This window comes from Streptomyces sp. AP-93 (assembly GCF_022808175.1).
Taxonomy (GTDB): Bacteria; Actinomycetota; Actinomycetes; order Streptomycetales; family Streptomycetaceae; genus Streptomyces.
The window spans coordinates 125,885-143,867 of the sequence record NZ_JALGBX010000018.1 but is presented as its reverse complement, the minus strand read 5'-3'; the positions used below and the strand labels follow the sequence as shown (position 1 = coordinate 143,867).

Sequence of the window (17,983 nt, the reverse complement as noted above, 5' to 3'; positions counted from 1 at the left end):
CGTCGGACTCTAACCGGGACGTTCCCGGCGCCACCAAGTGATTTCGTCCAGCCGGCGCGGGCAGGGTCAGATCCAGCCCCGACGGGCGGCGTCGACCAGGGCGGCGTCCAGCGCCTGGAGCTGGACGACTGAGACGGTCCGGGCCCTCGCGGTCCGGGCCCTCGCGGTCCGGGCCCGGGCGGCGCGATCTTGACAACTCCTCATGGGCATGACACGAGTGGGGGCTGCACCACGTCCACACCCGTCAGCGGCACCACACCCCGGAGGGGGCGATCAGGGCATGCCCAGGCCTGAGAGCGCGGAACACGACTACGACGTCGTCATCAGCGGAGCCAGCCTCGCCGGCAGTGCCGCGGCGATCCTGCTCGCCCGACGCGGCCTCCGCGTCGCACTGCTGGAACGCCACTCGGACCCCGGGGCGTACAAGGTGCTGTGCACCCATTCCCTTACGGCCAACGCCTATCCGGTGCTGCACGAGCTCGGCCTCGTCCCCGCCTTGGAGAAGGCCGGGGCCATGCGCAACACGGCGCGCTGGTACACCCGTTGGGGATGGATCGAGCCGAGGCCCGCTCCGGGAGGGCCCGAGCTGCCGTACGCGTACAACGTCCGCCGCAGCACGCTCGACCCGTTGATCAGGTCCCGTGCGGCGCAGACCCCCGGCGTCGAGCTGCTGCTCGGCCATCGCGTGACCGGGCTGGTCCGGGAAGCCGGACGGACCGTGGGGGTCCGCGCGTCGACCCCGGACGGGGAGCGCGAGATCCGGGCCCGCCTGGTGGTCGGCGCCGACGGCAAGGACTCGGCCGTGGCGGGGTTCGCCGGGATGCGCACGTGGAAGCACGAGAACACGCGCTTCGGCTACCTCGCCCACTACCGCAACCTCCCGCTGCCCGACGGGATCGGACACACCTGGTTCCTCGAACCCGACATGGCGTACGCGTTCCCGAACGACGACGGGGTGACGGTCCTCGCGGTGCTCCCGGACAAGAAGCGGCTCCCGGCCTTCCGGGAGGACCTGGAGGGCAGCTTCTCCGCGTTCGTCCGCGCCCTGCCCGGGGCGCCGCCCCTCGACTCCGCCGAGCGCATCTCGAAGATCATCGGCACGGTCGACTACCCGCTGCAGATCCGGAAGCCGACCTCACCGGGCGTAGCCCTCATCGGCGACGCCGCCCTCACCGGCGACCCCCTGTGGGGAGTCGGATGCGGGTGGGCCCTGCAGTCCGCGCAGTGGCTGGCCGAGGCGGTCGCCCCGGCCCTGGCCGGCCGGGGCAGCCTCGACAGATCCCTCGACAGATCCCTCGGACGGTACAAACGACGGCACCAGTGGCGACTTCGCGGTCACCAGCAGCTGGCCATCGACTTCGCCGAGGCCCGCCCGTTCAATCCCGTGGAGAAGCTGGTGTTCTCGGCGGCGGCCCGCGATGCGTCGATGGCGCGGCACATGCACCGGTTCGCGTCCCGCCTGATCGGCCCCGGGCGGTTCCTGAACCCCGTGGTGATGGCCAAGGCGGCGGTCGTCAACATCAGACATCGCGAGGTCTGATGCGCCCGACCGGATCAACCCGGCGGGCTTGCACCGCCGTTGCGGCCGGGTAGCAGGACACGGACCGTGAGCCCCCCGCCCGCGCGGGGCGTGGCCACGACCTCGCCGTGGTGCGTGGCGGTGATCGCCTGGACCACGGCGAGCCCCAGCCCGAACCCGCTGCCGCGCTCCCGGCCCTGGTGGAACGGCGCGAACAGGGCGGGAACCTCCTGCGGCGGCAGGACTGGGCCGGTGTTGGAGACCTCCAGGAACACCGTGCCGCCCGTGGCTCCGGTCGTGATCACGGCGGTGCCGTCGCGGTGGTTGTGGCGTACCGCGTTGGCCAGCAGGTTGAGCGCGACCTGCCGGAGCAGCGAGGGGTCCCCGTCCACCGGCGCGTGCGCCGCGTCGAGCGTGACCCGGACCCCGGCGCCAGAGGCCTCCTCGGCCAGCTCCCGCACCGCGGCCCGCGCGGCGTCCGCCAGATCCGTGGGACGCAGCGCCAGCGCGGCGGTCTCCGCGCGCGCCAGGGTCAGCAGCGCCGCGATCAGCCGCTCGATCCGCACGTTGGCGTCCAGCGCGCGGAGCACCGAGGGCCGCAGGTCGTCCGGGACCCGGCCCTGGGCCAAGGGGATCTCCAGCGCGGTGCGCAGGACGGTCAGCGGGGTGCGCAGCTCGTGCGAGGCGTGCGCGGTGAAGCTGCGCTGGGCCGTGAAGCTGCGGTCGAGCCGGTCGAGCATGGCGTCGAAGGTGTCGCCGAGTTCGCGGATCTCGTCGTACGGACCGTCGAGCGCGAGCCGCTCGTCCAGGCTGCTGCCGGTGCTGATCCGCCGGGCGGCCGCGGTCACCTGGTGCAGCCGGTGCAGGGAGCGGTGGCTCGCCCACCAGGCCAGCAGGGCTGCGAGCGCCGTGAAGACGGTGAGCAGCAGCACGGAGCGGGTCAGCAGGTCGCCCAGGATGGCGTTCTGGAAGTGGTCGAAGGCCCGGGCCGGGGTCGTGAGGACGGCGTCGGTGGGGCCCGGGGGCACCTCGACGGGCGCCGGGTCGGGGAGCGGCGGCTCCGGGGCTCCCGCGGCCTGTGTGATGAGGTCGCGGTTGGCCTCGATGAGCTGGCGCGAGCTGAGCCAGTTCAGCGCCAGCACCCCGCAGCCGAGTACCGCGAAGACGGCCGTGGTCACCAGGGTCAGCCGGCCGCGCAGCGGCAGGCGGCCGGGGCCGAAGCGGCTCACAGCCGGTATCCGTAGCCGGTGTCGTGCACGATGAGCGGCGGATCGCCGATCTTGCGGCGCAGCGCGTGCACGGTGACCCGTACGGCCGTGGTGGCCGGGTCGAGTCCCGTGTCCCACAGCCGCTCCCGCAGTTCCTCGGTGGAGACCGGGGCGCCGTCCGCGGCCAGCAGCAGTTCCAGGACGCCCAGTTCCTTCGGCGTCAGGTGCAGCGGGCGGCCGTCGCGTTCGGCGACCCGGCGCACCGTGTCGAGGCTGATGCCGCGCCGGCTGAGCACGACGTCGGCCCGGCCGGCCGCGGAGCGGCGGCCGAGCGCGCGCAGCCGGGCGACGAGTTCCAGGTAGGAGAAGGGTTTGGTCATGTAGTCGTCGGCGCCCTGGCCGAGGCCTTCGACCAGGTCGGACAGGGTGTCCGCAGCGGTGAGCATCAGGATCCGGGCGGGATGGCCCATCGCGACGAGCGCCCGGCACACGGCGTCGCCGCCCAGTCCGGGCAGGTCCCGGTCCAGGATCACCACGTCGTAGTCGGCCTCGCCGGTCCGCCGGAGCGCCTCCAGGCCGTCGTGGGCGAGGTCGCAGAGCATCCCCTCGTCGCGGAGCCCTTCGGCGAGCATCACGGCCAGTTCCCGCTCGTCCTCGACAATCAGCACCCGCATCGCGTCCCGCTCCGTTCGCCCGTGGCGCCGCTGTTCCACCCGAGCCGGCGCCGGGGACCAGCCTGCCCGCAGGCGGGTTAGCCGGTGGTTAGGCGCGCGATCACAGGTGGCTCACCGCGCGGCCCATAGAACTTGGGCGTTCATCAGGAACGCCCAGAGGAGTGTGGGACATGCGAAGCGCATCCGCGATACGCGGCCGGTCGGTACGAGGGCTCGGAGGGCTCGGAGGGCTCGGAGGGCTGCGAGGCCGGCACGGCGTGCGAGGTCTGCCCGGTCTGCAGGGCCCGCGCGGTCTACGAGGCGTGCGCGCGCTGCCCGCTGCGGCCGCCGCGGCGGTGGTGCTGGCGCTGGCCGGTTGCTCGGCCGGCGCCCCGGCGCCCGAGGTCGCCGGGGGCGAGGGCGGGGGGAAGGTGAAGCCGCAGGACGACAACGCGGTCCGCCGGGCCTGGGTGGACTGCATGCACAAGCAGGGGCAGACGAGCGTCGAGCAGGACAAGGACGGCAACATCGGCTTTCCGGCGGCGAGCACGGACTCGGGCCTGCCGTCCGGCTACGAGGCCGCGAGCCGGCTGTGCGACGAGAAGGTGCCCGGCATCCATCAGGTCCAGAAGGCCGACAACGCCAAGTTCGTGGAGATGGCCCGCAAGTGGGTCGACTGCGCGCGCAAGAACGGCTACTCCGACATGCCGGACCCCGATCCCAAGGAGGCCGTGGTCGTCGTCCCGCGCGCCGTGTTCGACGCGGCCAAGTGGGATGCCGCCTCGCGCGCCTGCGATGCGCAGTTCCCGCTGCCCGGCTACCGGATCGGTGAGTGAGCGTGACCCGCACGGTGGAACCCGTGAACCCCGTGAACCCCGTGAACCCCATGGAACCCGTGGAACCCCTTGAACCCGTGGTCCGCGGGAAGAAGCGCGGCAGGGTCCTCGTCCCGCTGCTGCTGGTCGCCGTGGTGGCCGGGACCGGGGCCGTCGCCGTCACCCGCCCGTGGGACCGCGGCACCGCGGGGACCGAGCGGGAGGGTGTGGAGTACGGCCTCGCCCCGGTGGAGCAGGGCTCGCTGTCCAGCAGCATCCAGCTCACCGGCTCGCTCGTGTACGACGCTCCCACCCCCGTCCTCCCGGCCGCCAAGGGCACCCTCACGGGGCTCCCCGCCGTGGGCGCCGTCGTCAAGGCCGGACAGAAGCTCTACGAGGTGGACGGACAGCCGGTGGTGCTGATGGTCGGCGACCGCCCGATGTGGCGCGACCTGGGCCCCGGTGTTCCGGCCGGCTCCGACGTGGAGCAGCTCGAACGCAACCTGATCCGGCTCGGCCACGCCAGGGGGCTCGGCCTGACCGCCGACCAGAAGTTCACCCCGGACACCGCCACCGCAGTGAAGCGCTGGCAGAAGTCCCTGGGCTTGAAGGAGACCGGCACGGTCCCCCTCGGCGGCATCACCATGCTGTCCCACGCGTCCGTACGCGTGCAGCAGGTCGGCGTGCAGCTCGGCGCGGCCCTGGGCGGTTCCTCCGTCATGACCGTCACCCGCGAGGATCTCGTGGTCACCGCACGGCCCGCCGAGAACCAGCTCTCCCGGTTCAAGCCGGACGGGCGCGTCCGCATCAAGCTGGCCGACGGCGCCGATGTCGAGGGCCGCATCCGTTCGCTGATCCGAGGCTCCGGCTCCGGCTCCGGCTCCGGCGGGGAGGACGGCTCCGGCGGGTCGGGAGGCGGCTCCGGGGAGGGCCCCGGTGGAGCCAGGACCACCGTGACGATCGTGCTCGACGGCCAGGAACAGGCGCAGCGGGCGGGGCAGTCCGCGGTGACCGTCACCGTGGTGGGCGACACCGCCGACCACGCGCTCATCGTTCCGGTCACCGCGCTGCTCGCCCTCGACGGCGGCGGCTACGGCGTACGGGTCTCCGACGGCCCCACTCCCCGGCTGGTCAGGGTCCGGCTCGGCCTGATCGCCGACGCCAAGGCACAGATCACCGGCGACGTCCGGCCCGGCGCGCAGGTGGTGATCCCGAAGTGACGCCTCCCCCTGCGGCGAACGCCGCCCCCGTCCTGGGGTTGTCCGCCCCCGTCCTGGAGTTGTCGGCCATCGTCAAGGAGTATCCGGGCACGCCCGCGCTGCGCATCCTGCACGGCATCGACCTCACCGTCGAAGCCGGTGAACTCCTCGCCGTCGTCGGGCCGTCCGGCTCCGGCAAGTCCACCCTCCTCGCGCTGCTCGGCTCGCTCGACCGGGCCACCTCGGGCCGGCTCCGCTTCGAGGGCCGCGATCTGGCCGGTCTCTCCGACCGGGAGCTCGCCGCGCTGCGGGCGCACCGGATCGGTTTCGTGTTCCAGCAGTTCTTCCTGCTGTCCGGACTCACCACCGTCGAGAACGTCGCGACGGGGCTGCTGTACGCCGGGGCGCCGGTCTCCGAGCGGCGCGCGCGAGCCGTCGAGACGCTGCGCTCCGTGGGCCTAGGGCACCGGCTGGAGCACCACCCCGACCAGCTCTCCGGCGGCGAGAAGCAGCGCGTGGCGATCGCCCGTGCGCTGATCGGCCGCCCGGCGCTGCTGCTCGCCGACGAGCCCACCGGAGCCCTGGACAGCGTGTCCGGCGCCGCCGTCGTCGATCTGCTGTGCACCCTGAACGCGAATGGCACCACGGTGGTGGTCATCACCCACGACCGTGCGCTGGCCTCCTCGTTCCCCCGGCGCGTCGGCATCCAGGACGGCCGCATCGAGTTCGACGAACGTCTCCCGGAGCCCGCTGGAGCCAACCGATGACAACCCACCGGGCGCAGGCCGACCTGGCCGACACCGAATCGACGCCACCTGACCCGCCGAAGGCCGGGCGCAGGAAGCGGCTGCGCCGCACCCGGCCGCGGCGCAGCCGGCTTCGCCCCATGGATCTGCTGCGCCTGGGAATGATCGGGCCCCGTACCCGCAAAATGCGTACCGCGCTGTCCGCGCTGGGCATCTCGCTGGGCATCGCCGCCGTGGTCGCGGTCACCGGCATCTCGAACTCCAACCAGCAGCACCTGCTGGCACGGCTGGACCAGCTCGGCTCCAACCTGATCACCGTGGCCCCCGGCAAGGGGCCCGACCAGCAGCCGGTGCCGCTCCCGCTCACCGCGGAGAAGATGCTCTCGGCCATCGCGCCCGTGCAGCGGACCACCGCCACCGGGGCCACCAAGGCCCAGGTGTACCGCAACGACCTGGTACCGGCGCAGCAGACCGGCAGCCTCACCGTGCTGGCCGCGCGCCTCAACCTCCTGGAGGTGCTGCGCGCCGAACTGCACAGCGGGCGGTGGCTGGACGCCGCGAGCGAGAACCTCCCGGTGACCGTGCTCGGCGGCCAGGCCGCTCAGCGCCTCGGCGTCACCGGACCGGGCGAGCGGGTGTGGCTGGGCGGACAGTGGTACCAGGTCCTCGGCATCCTCGCTCCGAACGAGCTCGCCCCCGAGCTGGGCACCGCGGCCCTGGTCGGCTGGCCCCAGGCGGTCGCCCACCTGGGGGCCGACGGGAGCGCGGCGACCGTCTACCTGCGGTCGCACTCCGCACGCGTGCCCCAGGTCCAGGCGGTGGCCGCGGCCAGCGCGAACCCCGGCAGCCCGACCATGGTCGCGGTGAGCCGGCCCTCCGATCTCCTCCTGGCCCGCACCGAGACGGAGAACAGCCTCACCGCACTCGTACTCGTCCTGGCCGGCGTGGCGTTGCTGGTGGGCGGCGTCGGGATCGCCAACACCATGGTGGTCGGCGTGATGGAACGCCGGGGCGAGATCGGGCTGCGCCGCGCCCTGGGTGCCCGGGGCGGCCAGATCTCGGCGCAGTTCCTGCTGGAGGCCGTGCTGATGGGCTTCATCGGCGGGATGGGCGGACTGGTCCTCGGCAGCCTGACCGTGTACGGCTACGCGCTGGTCCAGGGCTGGCCGGCGGCCATCCCCCTCTACACCCTGGTCGCCGGCCCCTCGGTCTCCGTGGTGGTGGCCGCGCTCGCCGGGCTCTATCCCGCACTGAGGGCCGCCCGGGCCTCCCCCACGGACGCCTTGCGCTCGGCGTGACGCCCACGGATCCGCGCAGGTCGGGGAGCTCTTTCACGCTACGAGTGCGCAGGTCCGGGATAGGGTGCCGCCGACGGACGTACACGGGTGGGCGGGGCGGGACATGACACTGCGGGACGGGGATCCGCGGGCGATCGGCGGGTATGTCCTGATCGCCCGGCTGGGTTCCGGCGGGATGGGGACGGTGTACTCGGGGCGGGCCGCTTCGGGGCGGCTCGTCGCGGTGAAGCTGGTGCACCAGCAGTTCGCCGACGACCCGGAGTTCCGGACCCGGTTCCGGCAGGAGGTGGCGGCCGCCCGGCGGGTGAGCGGGGCCTTCACCGCCGCGGTGGTGGACGCCGACCCGGACGCGGAGCGGCCCTGGATGGCCACCCAACTGGTGCCGGGGCGGACCCTGGGCGCGCGGGTGAAGGCGGACGGGCCGCTGCGCGGGAGCGCGCTGCGCGTGCTCGCGCTGGGACTGGTGGAGGCGCTGCGCGAGCTGCACACCACGGGGGTGATCCACCGCGATCTGAAGCCGGACAACGTCATGCTGACGGACGACGGGCCGCGGGTCATCGACTTCGGGATCTCGCGGGCGACGGGGCAGCAGACGCTGACCTCGACCGGGCAGATCCTGGGGACGCCGCCGTACATGTCGCCGGAGCAGTTGTCGGCTCCGGCGCGGGTGCGGGCCTCGTCGGACGTGTTCTCGCTGGGGTCGGTGCTGGTGTTCGCCGCGACCGGGCGGGGGCCCTTCGAGGCGGAGTCGCACTACATGACGGCCTACCGCGTGGTGTCGGAGGCGCCGGACATCGCGGGTCTGGCCGATTCGCTACGGGGCGTGGTCGGGGTGTGCCTGGCCAAGGAGGCGGCCGCCCGGCCCGGCCCGGACGAGCTGTTGGAGGCGCTGGCGCGGATCCCGGCGGCCGACTGGGAGAACCCGGTCGGCGAGGACGGGGAGCCGGGCGGGGAGGCCCGTAAGCCCCTCGGGGCCGGGACCTGGACCGGCTCGCGGGCCGGCGCGGAAACGGATCCGGCGGCCGGTGCTGGTACTGGCGCCGGAGCCGGAGCCGCTGCCGGCGCTGCCGGCGCTGCCGGCGCAGACGGCGCAGACGGCGCAGACGGCGCAGACGGCACCGACGCAGACGGCACCGGCGGCCCGGCGGGATCTCCCACCGGGCCCGGGGAAGGAGCCGAGGACACCGGCGGGCCGCTCACCCGGCGCTCCGGGCCGCCGACCGGCCCCGCCGGAGACGTGGCGGCGGCCGTGCGGCCCCGGCGGCTGCGCAGGCCCCGCAGCTCCCGCAGCCCCCTCATCCCCCTCAGCCCCCGCAGGCGTTCCCTCCTCGCCGGCGCGCTCGTGGCTTCGCTGCTGGCCGGCGGCGGGGTTTACCTGCGGCTCTCCCCCCTGGACGGCGGTTCCCGGGACAACGCGAAGGCCCCCGAGTCGTCCGCCGGGCCCTCCGGGACGCCCGGCCCCTCGGGCAGCCCCGGCGGGGCCACGACTGCGCCCTCCCGGCCGGCGGTCACCGGGAGCCTCGCGCCGTACGTGGCCACCGAGGGCGGCAGCCCGGGTGGCAGCCGTGCCTACGCGGACACGCCCGCCCGGCGTCCCGCCGGGTGGCGGGCCTGGAACGGCGGCGACCGCATGGGGTCCTGCGCGTACGCGGAGTCCTCACTGGTGTGCACCTCGCCCCGCCCCGGCAAGGAGCTGCCGGGCGACGCGATCAGCCGGTTCGACGCGGCGACCGGCGAACTGCTGTGGGGGCAGATGCTGGAAGGCGCCGCGGACGGGCAGGCCCCGGTCGTGGCCCCGGGAGCGGTCGCCGGAACCCGCACGGTGATCGCGCTCGACAGCAGGGGGTTCTCCGCGCTGGACCTCGCCGAGGGCACCCCCCGGTGGGAGTTCCCCACCAAGGAGAAGCTGCGGCGGCCGGTGCTGGACGCGGACGGCGGCCGGGTGTTCGCGGTCTCCGCGTCCGGCACGGTCACCGCGCTGGAGACCCGGTACGGGAAGGTCCTGTGGCAGCAGGAGGTGTCCGGGTCGGACGACGGCTATCCGGCGCTGCGCGTCGACGGGGACCGGGTGTACGTACAAGGGCGGGCCCAGAACGCCGACATGGGGTTCGAGAGCTTCGTGACCGCCCTCGACGGGGCCACGGGGAAGAAGCTGCCGTTCGGGACTCCCCAGGACGGCACCCGCTTCACGATGCCCGGGACCTGCGAGACGCGCGGACTGACGCTGGGACGGGACGAGAGCGGGGCGACCGTCTTCCTGTGCAACAAGGAGAACGGGGCCGGGGTGCTGCGCGGTGAGCCGGCGCGGCGGCGGAGCGCGGACCTCCCGTACGCCGGCACCACGCTGTCCGGACCGGCGGTGGTCGGGGACAAGGTGTACCTGATGGCGACCGCGGCGGGCGGCGAGCCGGGGTTCATGGAGCTCAACCAGGAGTCCGGCGGCGCCGTGTGGCGGATTCCGCTCGCGCAGGAGTGCACCGACCCGGAGCGACCGGAGGCCGCGAACGCGGTGGTGGTGACGGGCGGGCTGGCGTACGTACGGTGCCGGACCTCGGGCGTGGTCATCGACCTGGTCTCCCGCAAACAGACCGGCCGGTTCCCGGTCCCGGGCGGCGTCCGCCCCGGAGCCGACGACCCGTTCGGTTTCCTGGTGGTGGGCGGAATCGTCTTCACCCCCACCACCAAGGGGTGGTCGTCCGTCCAACCCTCCCCGGTCTAGGACCTGTTCCGCGGCGGCCCACGGCGGATTCCGCCCCGCACCGAACCGAACCGAACCATCGCCGCCTAGCGCGCCACGCGGTAACGGAGGTAGACGACCTTCGAGCTGAAAGTGCGAGTCTCGACGAGTTCGAGGTCCACCCGGCGCTCGCGCCGGGGAAAGAACGGAATGCCACCGCCGACCAGCACCGGGTAGACCATGGCCCGGTACTCGTCGATCAGACCCGACGCGGCCGCCTCGGCGGCGAGCGTCGCGCCGCCGATCGCGATGTCGCCCTCCCCCGGCTCGGCTCGCAACCGCTCGATCTCCTCCGCCAGGCTTCCGGAGGCCAGGCGTGCATTGCCCTGCACCGCCGACAGCGTGGTGGAGAACACCACCTTCGGGAGCGGCTTCCAGAGCGCGGTCCACTCGCGCATCGAGTCGTCGAGTGCTGGATCCTGGTCGGCGGTCTCCCAGTACAGCATCGTCTCGTACAGCCGTCGTCCCAACAGGTGGACGCCGACGTCTCGAATCTCGTCGATCCAGAAGCGGAAGACCTCCTCGACGGGCTCCGTCCAGTCGAAGTCACCGTCCGGCCCGACGATGTAGCCGTCGAGCGATACGCCCATCGAATAGGTCACGCTGCGCATCAGAAGTCCTCCTCGGTAACGGGTTCGACAGTACGACCGCCGGACTCCGCAGGACTCGTCGCGACTCGCGAAATCCCTCAGATCCCACCCCCCGGAAGCCGGTGTCGGGGGCGCCGGCAGGACGCCGAGTGGTCGGGATGAGCGCGGCCGGTCACCGTTGACGTATGACCGCACCCTCCCGGACCAGCTCCGCGCTCCCCACCGTGACCGGCTCCCGGGGCTCGCGGGTGCGGCAGCTCGGCCCGAACTGGTACGCGAGCGTGATGTGGCCAACGCCGGCGTGGCCCTCCCCTGGCGCATCCCGGGCCTGCGTACGGCCTGCACGGTGGTCTGGGCCCTGTCCGCGGTGATGCTGGCGGTGCTGCTCATCACCCGCACGGTCCATTGGGCCCGCCACGGCGACCAGGCGCGCGCCCATCTGCTCGATCCGGCGGTGGCGCCGTTCTACGGCTGCCTCTCCATGGCCCTGCTGGCGGTGGGAGCGGGCACGCTGCTGGTCGGGAAGGACTGGATCGGCCTGGGCGCGGCCGTCGCCGTGGACGCGGTGCTCTACGCGGCCGGCACGGCCGTCGGGCTGCTGGTGGCCGCCGCCATCCCCTATCTGATGGCGCTGCGGCACGAGCTGAAGCCGGGCAGCGCCTCGCCGGTGTGGATCCTGCCCGTGGTCGCGCCCATGGTCGCCGCCGCGCTCGGACCGCTGCTGCTCCCGCACCTGCCGGCCGGCCAGTGGCGACAGGCCCTCCTGCTCGGCTGCTACGCGATGTTCGGCATGAGCCTGCTGGCGACGCTGTGCCTGCTGCCCATCATCTTCGCGCGGCTGCTGGCGGGCCCGCGGCTGCCGCTCGCCCTGACGCCCACGCTCTTCCTGGTGCTCGGCCCGCTGGGGCAGTCCACGACGGCGGCGAACAACTTCGCCGATGCCGCGCCGCAGGTGCTCCGGGACCCCTACTCCGAGGGTTTCAGGATGCTCGCGGTGCTCTACGGGGTGCCGACGATGGGTTTCGCCCTGCTCTGGTTCGCGCTGGCGGGCGCGGTGGTGCTGCGGGCCCGGCGCCGCGGCATGGGGTTCTCGATGACCTGGTGGGCCCTCACCTTCCCCGTCGGCACCTGCGTCACCGGCGCGGAGGGGCTCGCACGGCACACCGGGCTGACCGCCTGCGCCTGGCTCGCGGGCGGGCTCTACGTGTTCCTCGTGCTGGCCTGGCTCACGGCCGGGATCCAGACGCTGCGCGGACTGTTCGCCGGGACCCTCGCCCCGGCCTCGTAAGGGGCCGGCCCCTCAGGATCCACACGTGCCGATTCCCCGGCCGGGCCAGGTGGCCGGCCGGGGAAGGAATGCCCCGGCCTCAGAAGAGGTCGGTGAAGAACCGGTAGCCGGTGGGGTCTCCGGGCATCTGCCAGTGGAAGCCCTGCAGGAAGAAGCAGGCGATGAGGTTGCTGACGGCGAAGAGGGCCAGGACGGCCAGGGTGAGGGTGGCGGCGCGGCGAAGGGCGGGCGAGCCGGCTGCGGCGTCCAGGGGTGCGGCCTGATCGGCCAGGACGAGGTTGACGCCGGCGGCGAGGGCGGCCAGGAAGAAGGTGATGGCGGCCCAGGTGTACAGGTGCAGGCCGAAGAGGGCGCCGGCGTACCCGGGGTCTCCGGGGGCGATGTGCATCAGCACCTGTGCGCCGGAGACGGTCCCGCCGACGAGGGCCGAGACGATGGCGACGCCCCAGCCGGAGGCGAACTCCCGGGTGGTGACGGGGCCCTTGCGGGAGCGGGCGATGATCATGGCGGGCCCGATGGCGCTGAGCAGCATGAACATCCGCTGCAGGAGGCACATGGGGCAGGGGTACTCCCACAGCCCGAACTGGAAGACGTAGGCGCCGCCGATGGTGGCGCACATCCCCAGCACGTAGACGTGGGCGAACCAGAGGCCGAGGCGCTGGGTGAGCCCGGCGGTGGTGCGGGTCGCCGCGGGGCGGGCTCCGGGGGTGGTGGTTTCGGTGGTTTCGGTGGTTTCGGTGATGGACATGGCTGCTCCTCCTCAGAAGCTCAGGTTGAAGGCGCGGTCGAGGTGGGGGAGGAACGTGAGGAGCGTGACGCTCAGGGTTCCCGCCCACAGCAGGAGCCGTGTCCTGCCTGGCCAGTCGCGGACGACTGCCAGGACGCATACGGAGATCAGGAGGAAGAGGATGGTGTACATGGTGTCCCTGCTTCATCGGAGGCTTACGTGTTCATCCTCCGGCGGGGACTTCCGGCCCGGTAGCGGCAACGGATCAATGGATCCATAGAACGAATCTATGGCCATCCCTCATCTATGCCCCCGCGGCGAGCTGCCTGCGCGCCAGGGCGTACAGGTCCCGGGCCGGCCCGGTCGGACGCCGGCCGGTGGGCCAGACGGCGCGCAGCGAGCGGCCGAGTTCGAGACCGGTGACCGTCGGGGACCGCAGGGTGCCGGCGGCCAGTTCGTCGGCGACGGCGAGCGAGCTGAGGACGGCGGGGCCGCCGCCGCCGGCCACGGCGGTCTTGATGGCGGTGGTGGAGGCCAGTTCGAGCAGGGCGGAGGGCTTCCAGTCGGGCAGGTGGGCCGTGATCGCGCGCTCGAAGGCGGTGCGCGTACCGGATCCCGCCTCCCGCTGGATCAGGGAGGCGGCGGCGAGTTCGTCGAGCGTGATGGCGGTGCGCCGCGCCCAGGGGTGCGCCGGCGCCACCACGACGCGGAGCCGGTCCCTGGCCACGGCACGGCTCTCCAGCCCCTTCGGCGCGCGGGGGCTCTCGATGAAGCCCAGCTCGGCGCGGCCGTCCAGGACCGCCCGTGCCACGTCGGCGGAGTTGCCCGATTCGAGGGCGACGCTGGTGGCGGGATGCTGCGCACGCAGCCCGATGAGCCACTTGGGGACCAGGTACTCGGCGACCGTCTGGCTGGCCGCGACCTTCAGGTGGGAGCTGCGCCGTTCGCGCAGGGCGCCGATGCCGGCGTCCAGCTCGTGCGCCGCGTCGATCACGGTCCGGGCCCACTCGGCGATCAGCGCCCCGGCCGGGGTGGGCTTGGAGCCGAGCGAGGAGCGTTCCAGTACGGGCAGGCCGACGAGCTTCTCCAGGTAGCGGATGCGGGAGCTGGCCGAGGGCTGGCTGATGCCGTGCGCCTCGGCGGCCCGTCCCAGACTGCCGAGCTCGATGACGCTGAGCAGCAGGTCGAGGGCGGGGAGGTCGGGGACGCGGGGGGAGATGGGCATAGAGCCATTCTATGGATGCATCGATCCGGTGCCGCTACCGCGACGCGTGGCACCGGCCGATGGTGGACCCATGAGCACCAGGACCGCGCCTTCCACCCCTTCCACAGCCTCAGCCCCCTCCACACCCTCCACACCCTCCAAGCCCTCCGCACCCTCCACGCCCTCCGCCCCCTCGCAGCGCCGGCTGCTGCGAGACCTCGAACGCCCCCGCGACGCCTTCCGGCACCTGGGGCCGAACTGGTTCGCCTCGGTCATGGGAACCGGGATCGTCGCCAATGCGGCGGCCTCCCTGCCCCTGCGGTTCCCGGGGCTGCGCACCGCCGCCACGGTGGTGTGGGCGGGCGCGGCCCTGCTCCTGCTCGCGATGTGTGCCGCCTGGGCCGTGCACTGGGTGCGGCACCGCGGCAACGCCCGTGCCCACGGCGCCGATCCGGTGATGTCGCAGTTCTACGGCGCTCCCCCCATGGCCCTGATGACCGTCGGCGCCGGCACCCTGCTGCTGGGCAAGGACGTCATCGGCCCGGACGCTGCCGTCGCCGTCGACTGGGCGCTCTGGCTGACCGGCACCGCACTCGGCCTGCTGGCCGCCTTCGCCGTCCCCTACCGGATGATCACCCGGCACGCGGCGGCTCCCGACGCGGCCTTCGGCGGCTGGCTCATGCCCGTGGTTCCCCCCATGGTCTCCGCCGCGATGGGCGCCTTCCTCATCCCCCACACCGGATCCGGCCAACTGCGGCTGACCATGATCCTGGCCTGCCTCGCGATGTTCGGCATCAGCCTGATCGCCGCGCTCCTGATCATCACGATGATCTACTCCCGGCTGGTGCACCACCCCATGCCCGCCGCGGGCACCGTCCCCACCCTCTGGATCGTGCTCGGCCCCCTCGGCCAGTCGGTCACCGCCGCCGGGCTGCTCGCCAACGCCGCCCCCTCGGCCCTGCCCGCCCCCTACGCCCAGGGCCTCCAGGTGTTCGCGCTGATCTTCGGGGTGGTGACCTGGGGGTTCGCCATGCTGTGGCTGGCCGTCGCGGCCGCCGTCACCGTACGGACCGCACGCGTCGGCGGACTGCCCTTCAGCCTGACCTGGTGGGGGTTCACCTTCCCCGTGGGCACCTGCGTCACCGCCAGCACCGTCCTGGCCGCCCGTACCGGCGCCGACCTGTTCATCTGGGCCGCCGTCGCCCTGTACGCACTCCTGGTCACCGCCTGGGCCGTGGTGGGGATCCGTACCGCGCGCGGCGCCCTGCGCGGCACCCTCTTCCTCCCTCCCCGCGCCCCGGCCGTCACCGCCGCTCCCGCCCCCGCCCACCTCGCCGCGGTGCGGGCCGCCTCGTGAACCTCGCACTGGCACCGGAGACCATGGCCCGCTGGCAGTTCGGCATCACCACCGTCTACCACTTCCTCTTCGTCCCGCTCACGATCAGCCTGGCGGCCGTCACCGCGGGGCTGGAGACGGCCTGGGTGCGGACCGGCAAGGAGAAGTACCTTCACGCCACGAAGTTCTGGGGCAAGCTCTTCCTGATCAACATCGCGCTGGGCGTGGTGACCGGCATCGTCCAGGAGTTCCAGTTCGGCATGAACTGGTCCGACTACTCGCGGTTCGTCGGCGACGTCTTCGGGGCTCCGCTGGCCTTCGAGGCGCTCATCGCCTTCTTCCTGGAGTCCACCTTCATCGGCCTGTGGATCTTCGGCTGGGACAAGCTGCCGAAGAAGGTCCACTGTGCGTGCATCTGGATGGTCTCGACCGGCACCGTCCTCTCCTCGTACTTCATCCTCGCGGCCAACTCCTGGATGCAGCACCCCGTCGGCTACGCCGTGGACGGGGCCACGGGACGGGCCCGGCTCACCAACGTCCTCGCGGTACTGACCCAGCACACCACCCTCGTCCAGGCCTGGCACACCCTGTCCGCCTCCTTCCTGACCGGCGCCGCCTTCGTCGTCGGCATCGCCGCCTTCCACCTGCGGCGGGCCCGGCGCAGCCGGAGCGGGCCCGGCATGCGGACCGCGGTGATGCGTACGTCGCTGCGCCTGGGGCTCGTCCTCGCGGTCGTCGCGGGCACGGCCACCGCGCTGAGCGGCGACAGCCTCGGCCAGGTCATGTTCGAGCAGCAGCCGATGAAGATGGCGGCCGCCGAAGCCCTGTGGGACACCACGGCTCCCGCCCCCTTCTCCGTCTTCGCGGTCGGTGACGTGAGCCGCGGACGCAACGACGTCGCCATCGAGGTGCCCGGGGTCCTGTCCTTCCTCGCCCACCACGACTTCACCGGCTCCGTACCCGGCATCAACGACACCGCCCGCCAGGAGGCGGCCCGCTTCGGCGGAAGGCCCGAGGACTACGTCCCCGGCGTCTTCATGACCTTCTGGGGCTTCCGGCTGATGATCGGCTTCGGCATGGTCTCCTTCGCGGCCGGAGCGGCCGGCCTGTGGCTGACCCGTACGAGATGGCGGCTCGACCCGCGCCTGCGCACCGCCCCGGACGAAGTGCCCCGGCTGGCGCTCACCCGCCGCCGCGAGCTCGGCCCCCGGCTCACCAAGTGGGCCTGGCGGACCGGGACCCTGACCATGGGCTTCCCGCTGATCGCCAACTCCTTCGGCTGGATCTTCACCGAGATGGGCCGCCAGCCGTGGGCCGTCTACGGACTGCTGAAGACCAGGGACGCGGTCTCGCCCGGGGTCTCCACCACCTCGGCCGTCATCTCCCTGTCCGTCTTCACCCTGCTCTATGCCGCGCTCGCGATCGTCGAGGTCAGGCTCCTGGCCAGGTACGCGAAGGCAGGCCCGCAGACCGACGGGGCGACGGACCCCGCATCCGGCTCCACGTCCGACCCCGCGTCCGGCCCCACGCCCGGCGGCCTCGTATCCGGCCCCGCGTCCGACACCGCGTCCGGCGCCGCCCGGGCGTTCACCTACTGACCTCCGCCCACCGGCCTCCGCCTACTGGCCCACCACCCCGCGAGGACCACCCCGTGCAACTCCACGACCTCTGGTTCGTGCTCATCGCCTTCCTGTGGACCGGCTACTTCTTCCTGGAGGGCTTCGACTTCGGCATCGGCGTCCTCACCGGGCTCCTCGCCCGCGACCCCGAGGAACGCGGCGTGCTCCTCGCCACCATCGGGCCGGTCTGGGACGGCAACGAGGTCTGGATGCTGACCGCCGTGGGCGCGACCTTCGCCGCCTTCCCCGACTGGTACGCCACCTTCTGCAGCGGCTTCTACCTGCCCGTGCTCGCCGTCCTGGTGTGCCTGATCGTGCGCGGCGTCGCCCTGGAGTACCGGCACAAGCGCGAGGACGAGCGGTGGCGGCGCACCTGCGACCGCTGCGTGTTCTGGACCTCGCTGGTCTGCTCCGCCCTGTGGGGGCTGATCTTCGCCAACATGGTGCGGGGCGTGCCCATCGGCGCGGACAAGAACGTCACGGGCGGCCTCCTCGACCTCCTCCACCCGTACGCGCTGCTCGGCGCGTCGGCCACCCTGTGCCTCTTCACCCTGCACGGCGTCCTCTTCGCCGCGCTGAAGACGAAGGGAGTGGTACGGGACCGGGCCCGGGCCAAGGTCCGCCCCCTCGCGAACGTCACCACCGTGGTCGTCGGCACCTTCCTCTTCTGGACGCAGGTCCACAACGGCCGTCAGGTCTACGGGCTCATCGTCCTGGGCGTGGCCGTCCTGGCGCTCGTGGCCACCGTGGAACAGAGCGCGACGCACCACGACGGCCGGGCGTTCGCCCTGTCCGCGACGGCCGTCGCCGCCACCGTCGCCGTTCTCTTCCTCTCCCTCTTCCCCGATGTCATGCCCTCCTCCACCAACCCCGCCTGGAGCCTGACCGTCGCGGGCTCGGCCGCGAGTCCGTACGCGCTGAAGATCCTGACCTGGGTCGCCGCGTTCATGACCCCCGTCGTCCTCGCCTACCAGACGTGGACGTACTGGGTCTTCCGCAAGCGCGTCGGCTGACCCCGGCGGTCCGGGAACAGGTGCTCGGTTT

At 73.0% G+C, this 17,983-nt stretch carries 15 protein-coding genes and 1 pseudogene; 10 read left to right on the top strand and 6 right to left on the bottom strand.

Annotated features, from left to right (window positions below; genetic code table 11):
- The first annotated feature begins 280 nt into the window (after positions 1-280).
- Entirely contained in the window at positions 281-1,540 is a 1,260-nt protein-coding gene (locus MTF69_RS27455; RefSeq protein WP_243338835.1) for an NAD(P)/FAD-dependent oxidoreductase, read from the top strand.
- 14 nt (positions 1,541-1,554) lie between these two features.
- On the opposite strand, the gene MTF69_RS27450 is transcribed toward MTF69_RS27455, so the two are convergent.
- Together MTF69_RS27450 and MTF69_RS27445 are read right to left on the bottom strand one after the other, a co-directional pair.
- Complete coding sequence (locus MTF69_RS27450) at positions 1,555-2,748, bottom strand: HAMP domain-containing sensor histidine kinase (RefSeq protein WP_243338834.1); 1,194 nt, start codon at positions 2,746-2,748, stop codon at positions 1,555-1,557.
- Complete coding sequence (locus MTF69_RS27445; protein WP_243338833.1) at positions 2,745-3,401, bottom strand: response regulator transcription factor; 657 nt, start codon at positions 3,399-3,401, stop codon at positions 2,745-2,747. The genes MTF69_RS27450 and MTF69_RS27445 overlap by 4 nt, the downstream gene beginning before the upstream one ends.
- Positions 3,402-3,703: 302 nt before the next feature.
- Between MTF69_RS27445 and MTF69_RS27440 the strand changes: the two genes are divergently transcribed.
- The 5 genes from MTF69_RS27440 (at position 3,704) to MTF69_RS27420 (ending at position 10,157) form a co-directional block, all read left to right on the top strand.
- Positions 3,704-4,216 (top strand): hypothetical protein, encoded by a 513-nt coding sequence (locus MTF69_RS27440; protein WP_243338832.1) that lies wholly within the window; start codon positions 3,704-3,706, stop codon positions 4,214-4,216.
- 23 nt (positions 4,217-4,239) lie between these two features.
- Positions 4,240-5,415, top strand: coding sequence for a peptidoglycan-binding protein (locus tag MTF69_RS27435; RefSeq protein WP_243338831.1), 1,176 nt, complete (start codon positions 4,240-4,242; stop codon positions 5,413-5,415).
- Positions 5,412-6,161, top strand: a complete 750-nt coding sequence (locus MTF69_RS27430) for an ABC transporter ATP-binding protein (protein WP_243338830.1) — start codon at positions 5,412-5,414, stop codon at positions 6,159-6,161. Before MTF69_RS27435 ends, MTF69_RS27430 begins: the two co-directional genes overlap by 4 nt.
- Entirely contained in the window at positions 6,158-7,438 is a 1,281-nt protein-coding gene (locus tag MTF69_RS27425; RefSeq protein ID WP_243338829.1) for an ABC transporter permease, read from the top strand. Before MTF69_RS27430 ends, MTF69_RS27425 begins: the two co-directional genes overlap by 4 nt.
- Before the next feature lie 103 nt (positions 7,439-7,541).
- Positions 7,542-10,157: a PQQ-binding-like beta-propeller repeat protein gene (locus tag MTF69_RS27420; RefSeq protein WP_243338828.1), complete on the top strand. Its 2,616-nt coding sequence runs from the start codon at positions 7,542-7,544 to the stop codon at positions 10,155-10,157.
- Positions 10,158-10,222: 65 nt separating this feature from the next.
- Here MTF69_RS27420 and MTF69_RS27415 read toward each other — a convergent pair whose 3' ends face one another.
- Positions 10,223-10,786, bottom strand: coding sequence for a dihydrofolate reductase family protein (locus MTF69_RS27415; protein WP_243338827.1), 564 nt, complete (start codon positions 10,784-10,786; stop codon positions 10,223-10,225).
- 164 nt (positions 10,787-10,950) lie between these two features.
- On the opposite strand from MTF69_RS27415, the pseudogene MTF69_RS27410 reads away from it, so the two are divergent.
- Positions 10,951-12,053, top strand: a pseudogene (locus MTF69_RS27410) (TDT family transporter).
- A 79-nt stretch (positions 12,054-12,132) separates the two neighbouring features.
- On the opposite strand, the gene MTF69_RS27405 reads toward MTF69_RS27410, so the two are convergent.
- The 3 genes from MTF69_RS27405 to MTF69_RS27395 form a co-directional block, all read right to left on the bottom strand.
- The gene (locus MTF69_RS27405) at positions 12,133-12,801 is read right to left on the bottom strand and encodes a disulfide bond formation protein B (protein ID WP_243338826.1); all 669 of its coding nucleotides are present in this window, start codon (positions 12,799-12,801) and stop codon (positions 12,133-12,135) included.
- 12 nt (positions 12,802-12,813) lie between these two features.
- Positions 12,814-12,972: a hypothetical protein gene (locus MTF69_RS27400; RefSeq protein ID WP_243338825.1), complete on the bottom strand. Its 159-nt coding sequence runs from the start codon at positions 12,970-12,972 to the stop codon at positions 12,814-12,816.
- A gap of 112 nt (positions 12,973-13,084) precedes the next feature.
- Positions 13,085-14,005 carry a LysR family transcriptional regulator gene (locus tag MTF69_RS27395; protein WP_243338824.1) on the bottom strand — a complete coding sequence of 307 codons (921 nt, stop codon included), beginning with the start codon at positions 14,003-14,005 and terminating at the stop codon, positions 13,085-13,087.
- A gap of 70 nt (positions 14,006-14,075) precedes the next feature.
- On the opposite strand from MTF69_RS27395, the gene MTF69_RS27390 reads away from it, so the two are divergent.
- Genes MTF69_RS27390 through cydB form a run of 3 tightly spaced genes read left to right on the top strand, consistent with a single transcriptional unit; the run spans position 14,076 to position 17,952 of the window.
- On the top strand, positions 14,076-15,341 hold the full coding sequence (locus MTF69_RS27390) for a TDT family transporter (protein ID WP_243338823.1): 1,266 nt from the start codon (positions 14,076-14,078) through the stop codon (positions 15,339-15,341).
- Positions 15,338-16,918, top strand: a complete 1,581-nt coding sequence (locus tag MTF69_RS27385; RefSeq protein ID WP_243338822.1) for a cytochrome ubiquinol oxidase subunit I — start codon at positions 15,338-15,340, stop codon at positions 16,916-16,918. The genes MTF69_RS27390 and MTF69_RS27385 overlap by 4 nt, the downstream gene beginning before the upstream one ends.
- Positions 16,919-16,971: 53 nt before the next feature.
- Entirely contained in the window at positions 16,972-17,952 is a 981-nt protein-coding gene (gene cydB / locus MTF69_RS27380; protein WP_243338814.1) for a cytochrome d ubiquinol oxidase subunit II, read from the top strand.
- Positions 17,953-17,983 lie beyond the last annotated feature (31 nt).

Excerpts from the sequence above, each read along its gene's own strand:
- MTF69_RS27390 (WP_243338823.1), top strand. The coding sequence starts at position 14,076 with ATGAGCACCAGGACCGCGCCTTCCACCCCTTCCACAGCCTCAGCCCCC.
- MTF69_RS27420 (WP_243338828.1), top strand. The coding sequence starts at position 7,542 with ATGACACTGCGGGACGGGGATCCGCGGGCGATCGGCGGGTATGTCCTG.
- MTF69_RS27445 (WP_243338833.1), bottom strand. The coding sequence starts at position 3,401 with ATGCGGGTGCTGATTGTCGAGGACGAGCGGGAACTGGCCGTGATGCTC.
- MTF69_RS27425 (WP_243338829.1), top strand. The coding sequence starts at position 6,158 with ATGACAACCCACCGGGCGCAGGCCGACCTGGCCGACACCGAATCGACG.
- MTF69_RS27395 (WP_243338824.1), bottom strand. The coding sequence starts at position 14,005 with ATGCCCATCTCCCCCCGCGTCCCCGACCTCCCCGCCCTCGACCTGCTG.
- MTF69_RS27415 (WP_243338827.1), bottom strand. The coding sequence starts at position 10,786 with ATGCGCAGCGTGACCTATTCGATGGGCGTATCGCTCGACGGCTACATC.
- MTF69_RS27405 (WP_243338826.1), bottom strand. The coding sequence starts at position 12,801 with ATGTCCATCACCGAAACCACCGAAACCACCGAAACCACCACCCCCGGA.
- MTF69_RS27400 (WP_243338825.1), bottom strand. The coding sequence starts at position 12,972 with ATGTACACCATCCTCTTCCTCCTGATCTCCGTATGCGTCCTGGCAGTC.
- MTF69_RS27455 (WP_243338835.1), top strand. The coding sequence starts at position 281 with ATGCCCAGGCCTGAGAGCGCGGAACACGACTACGACGTCGTCATCAGC.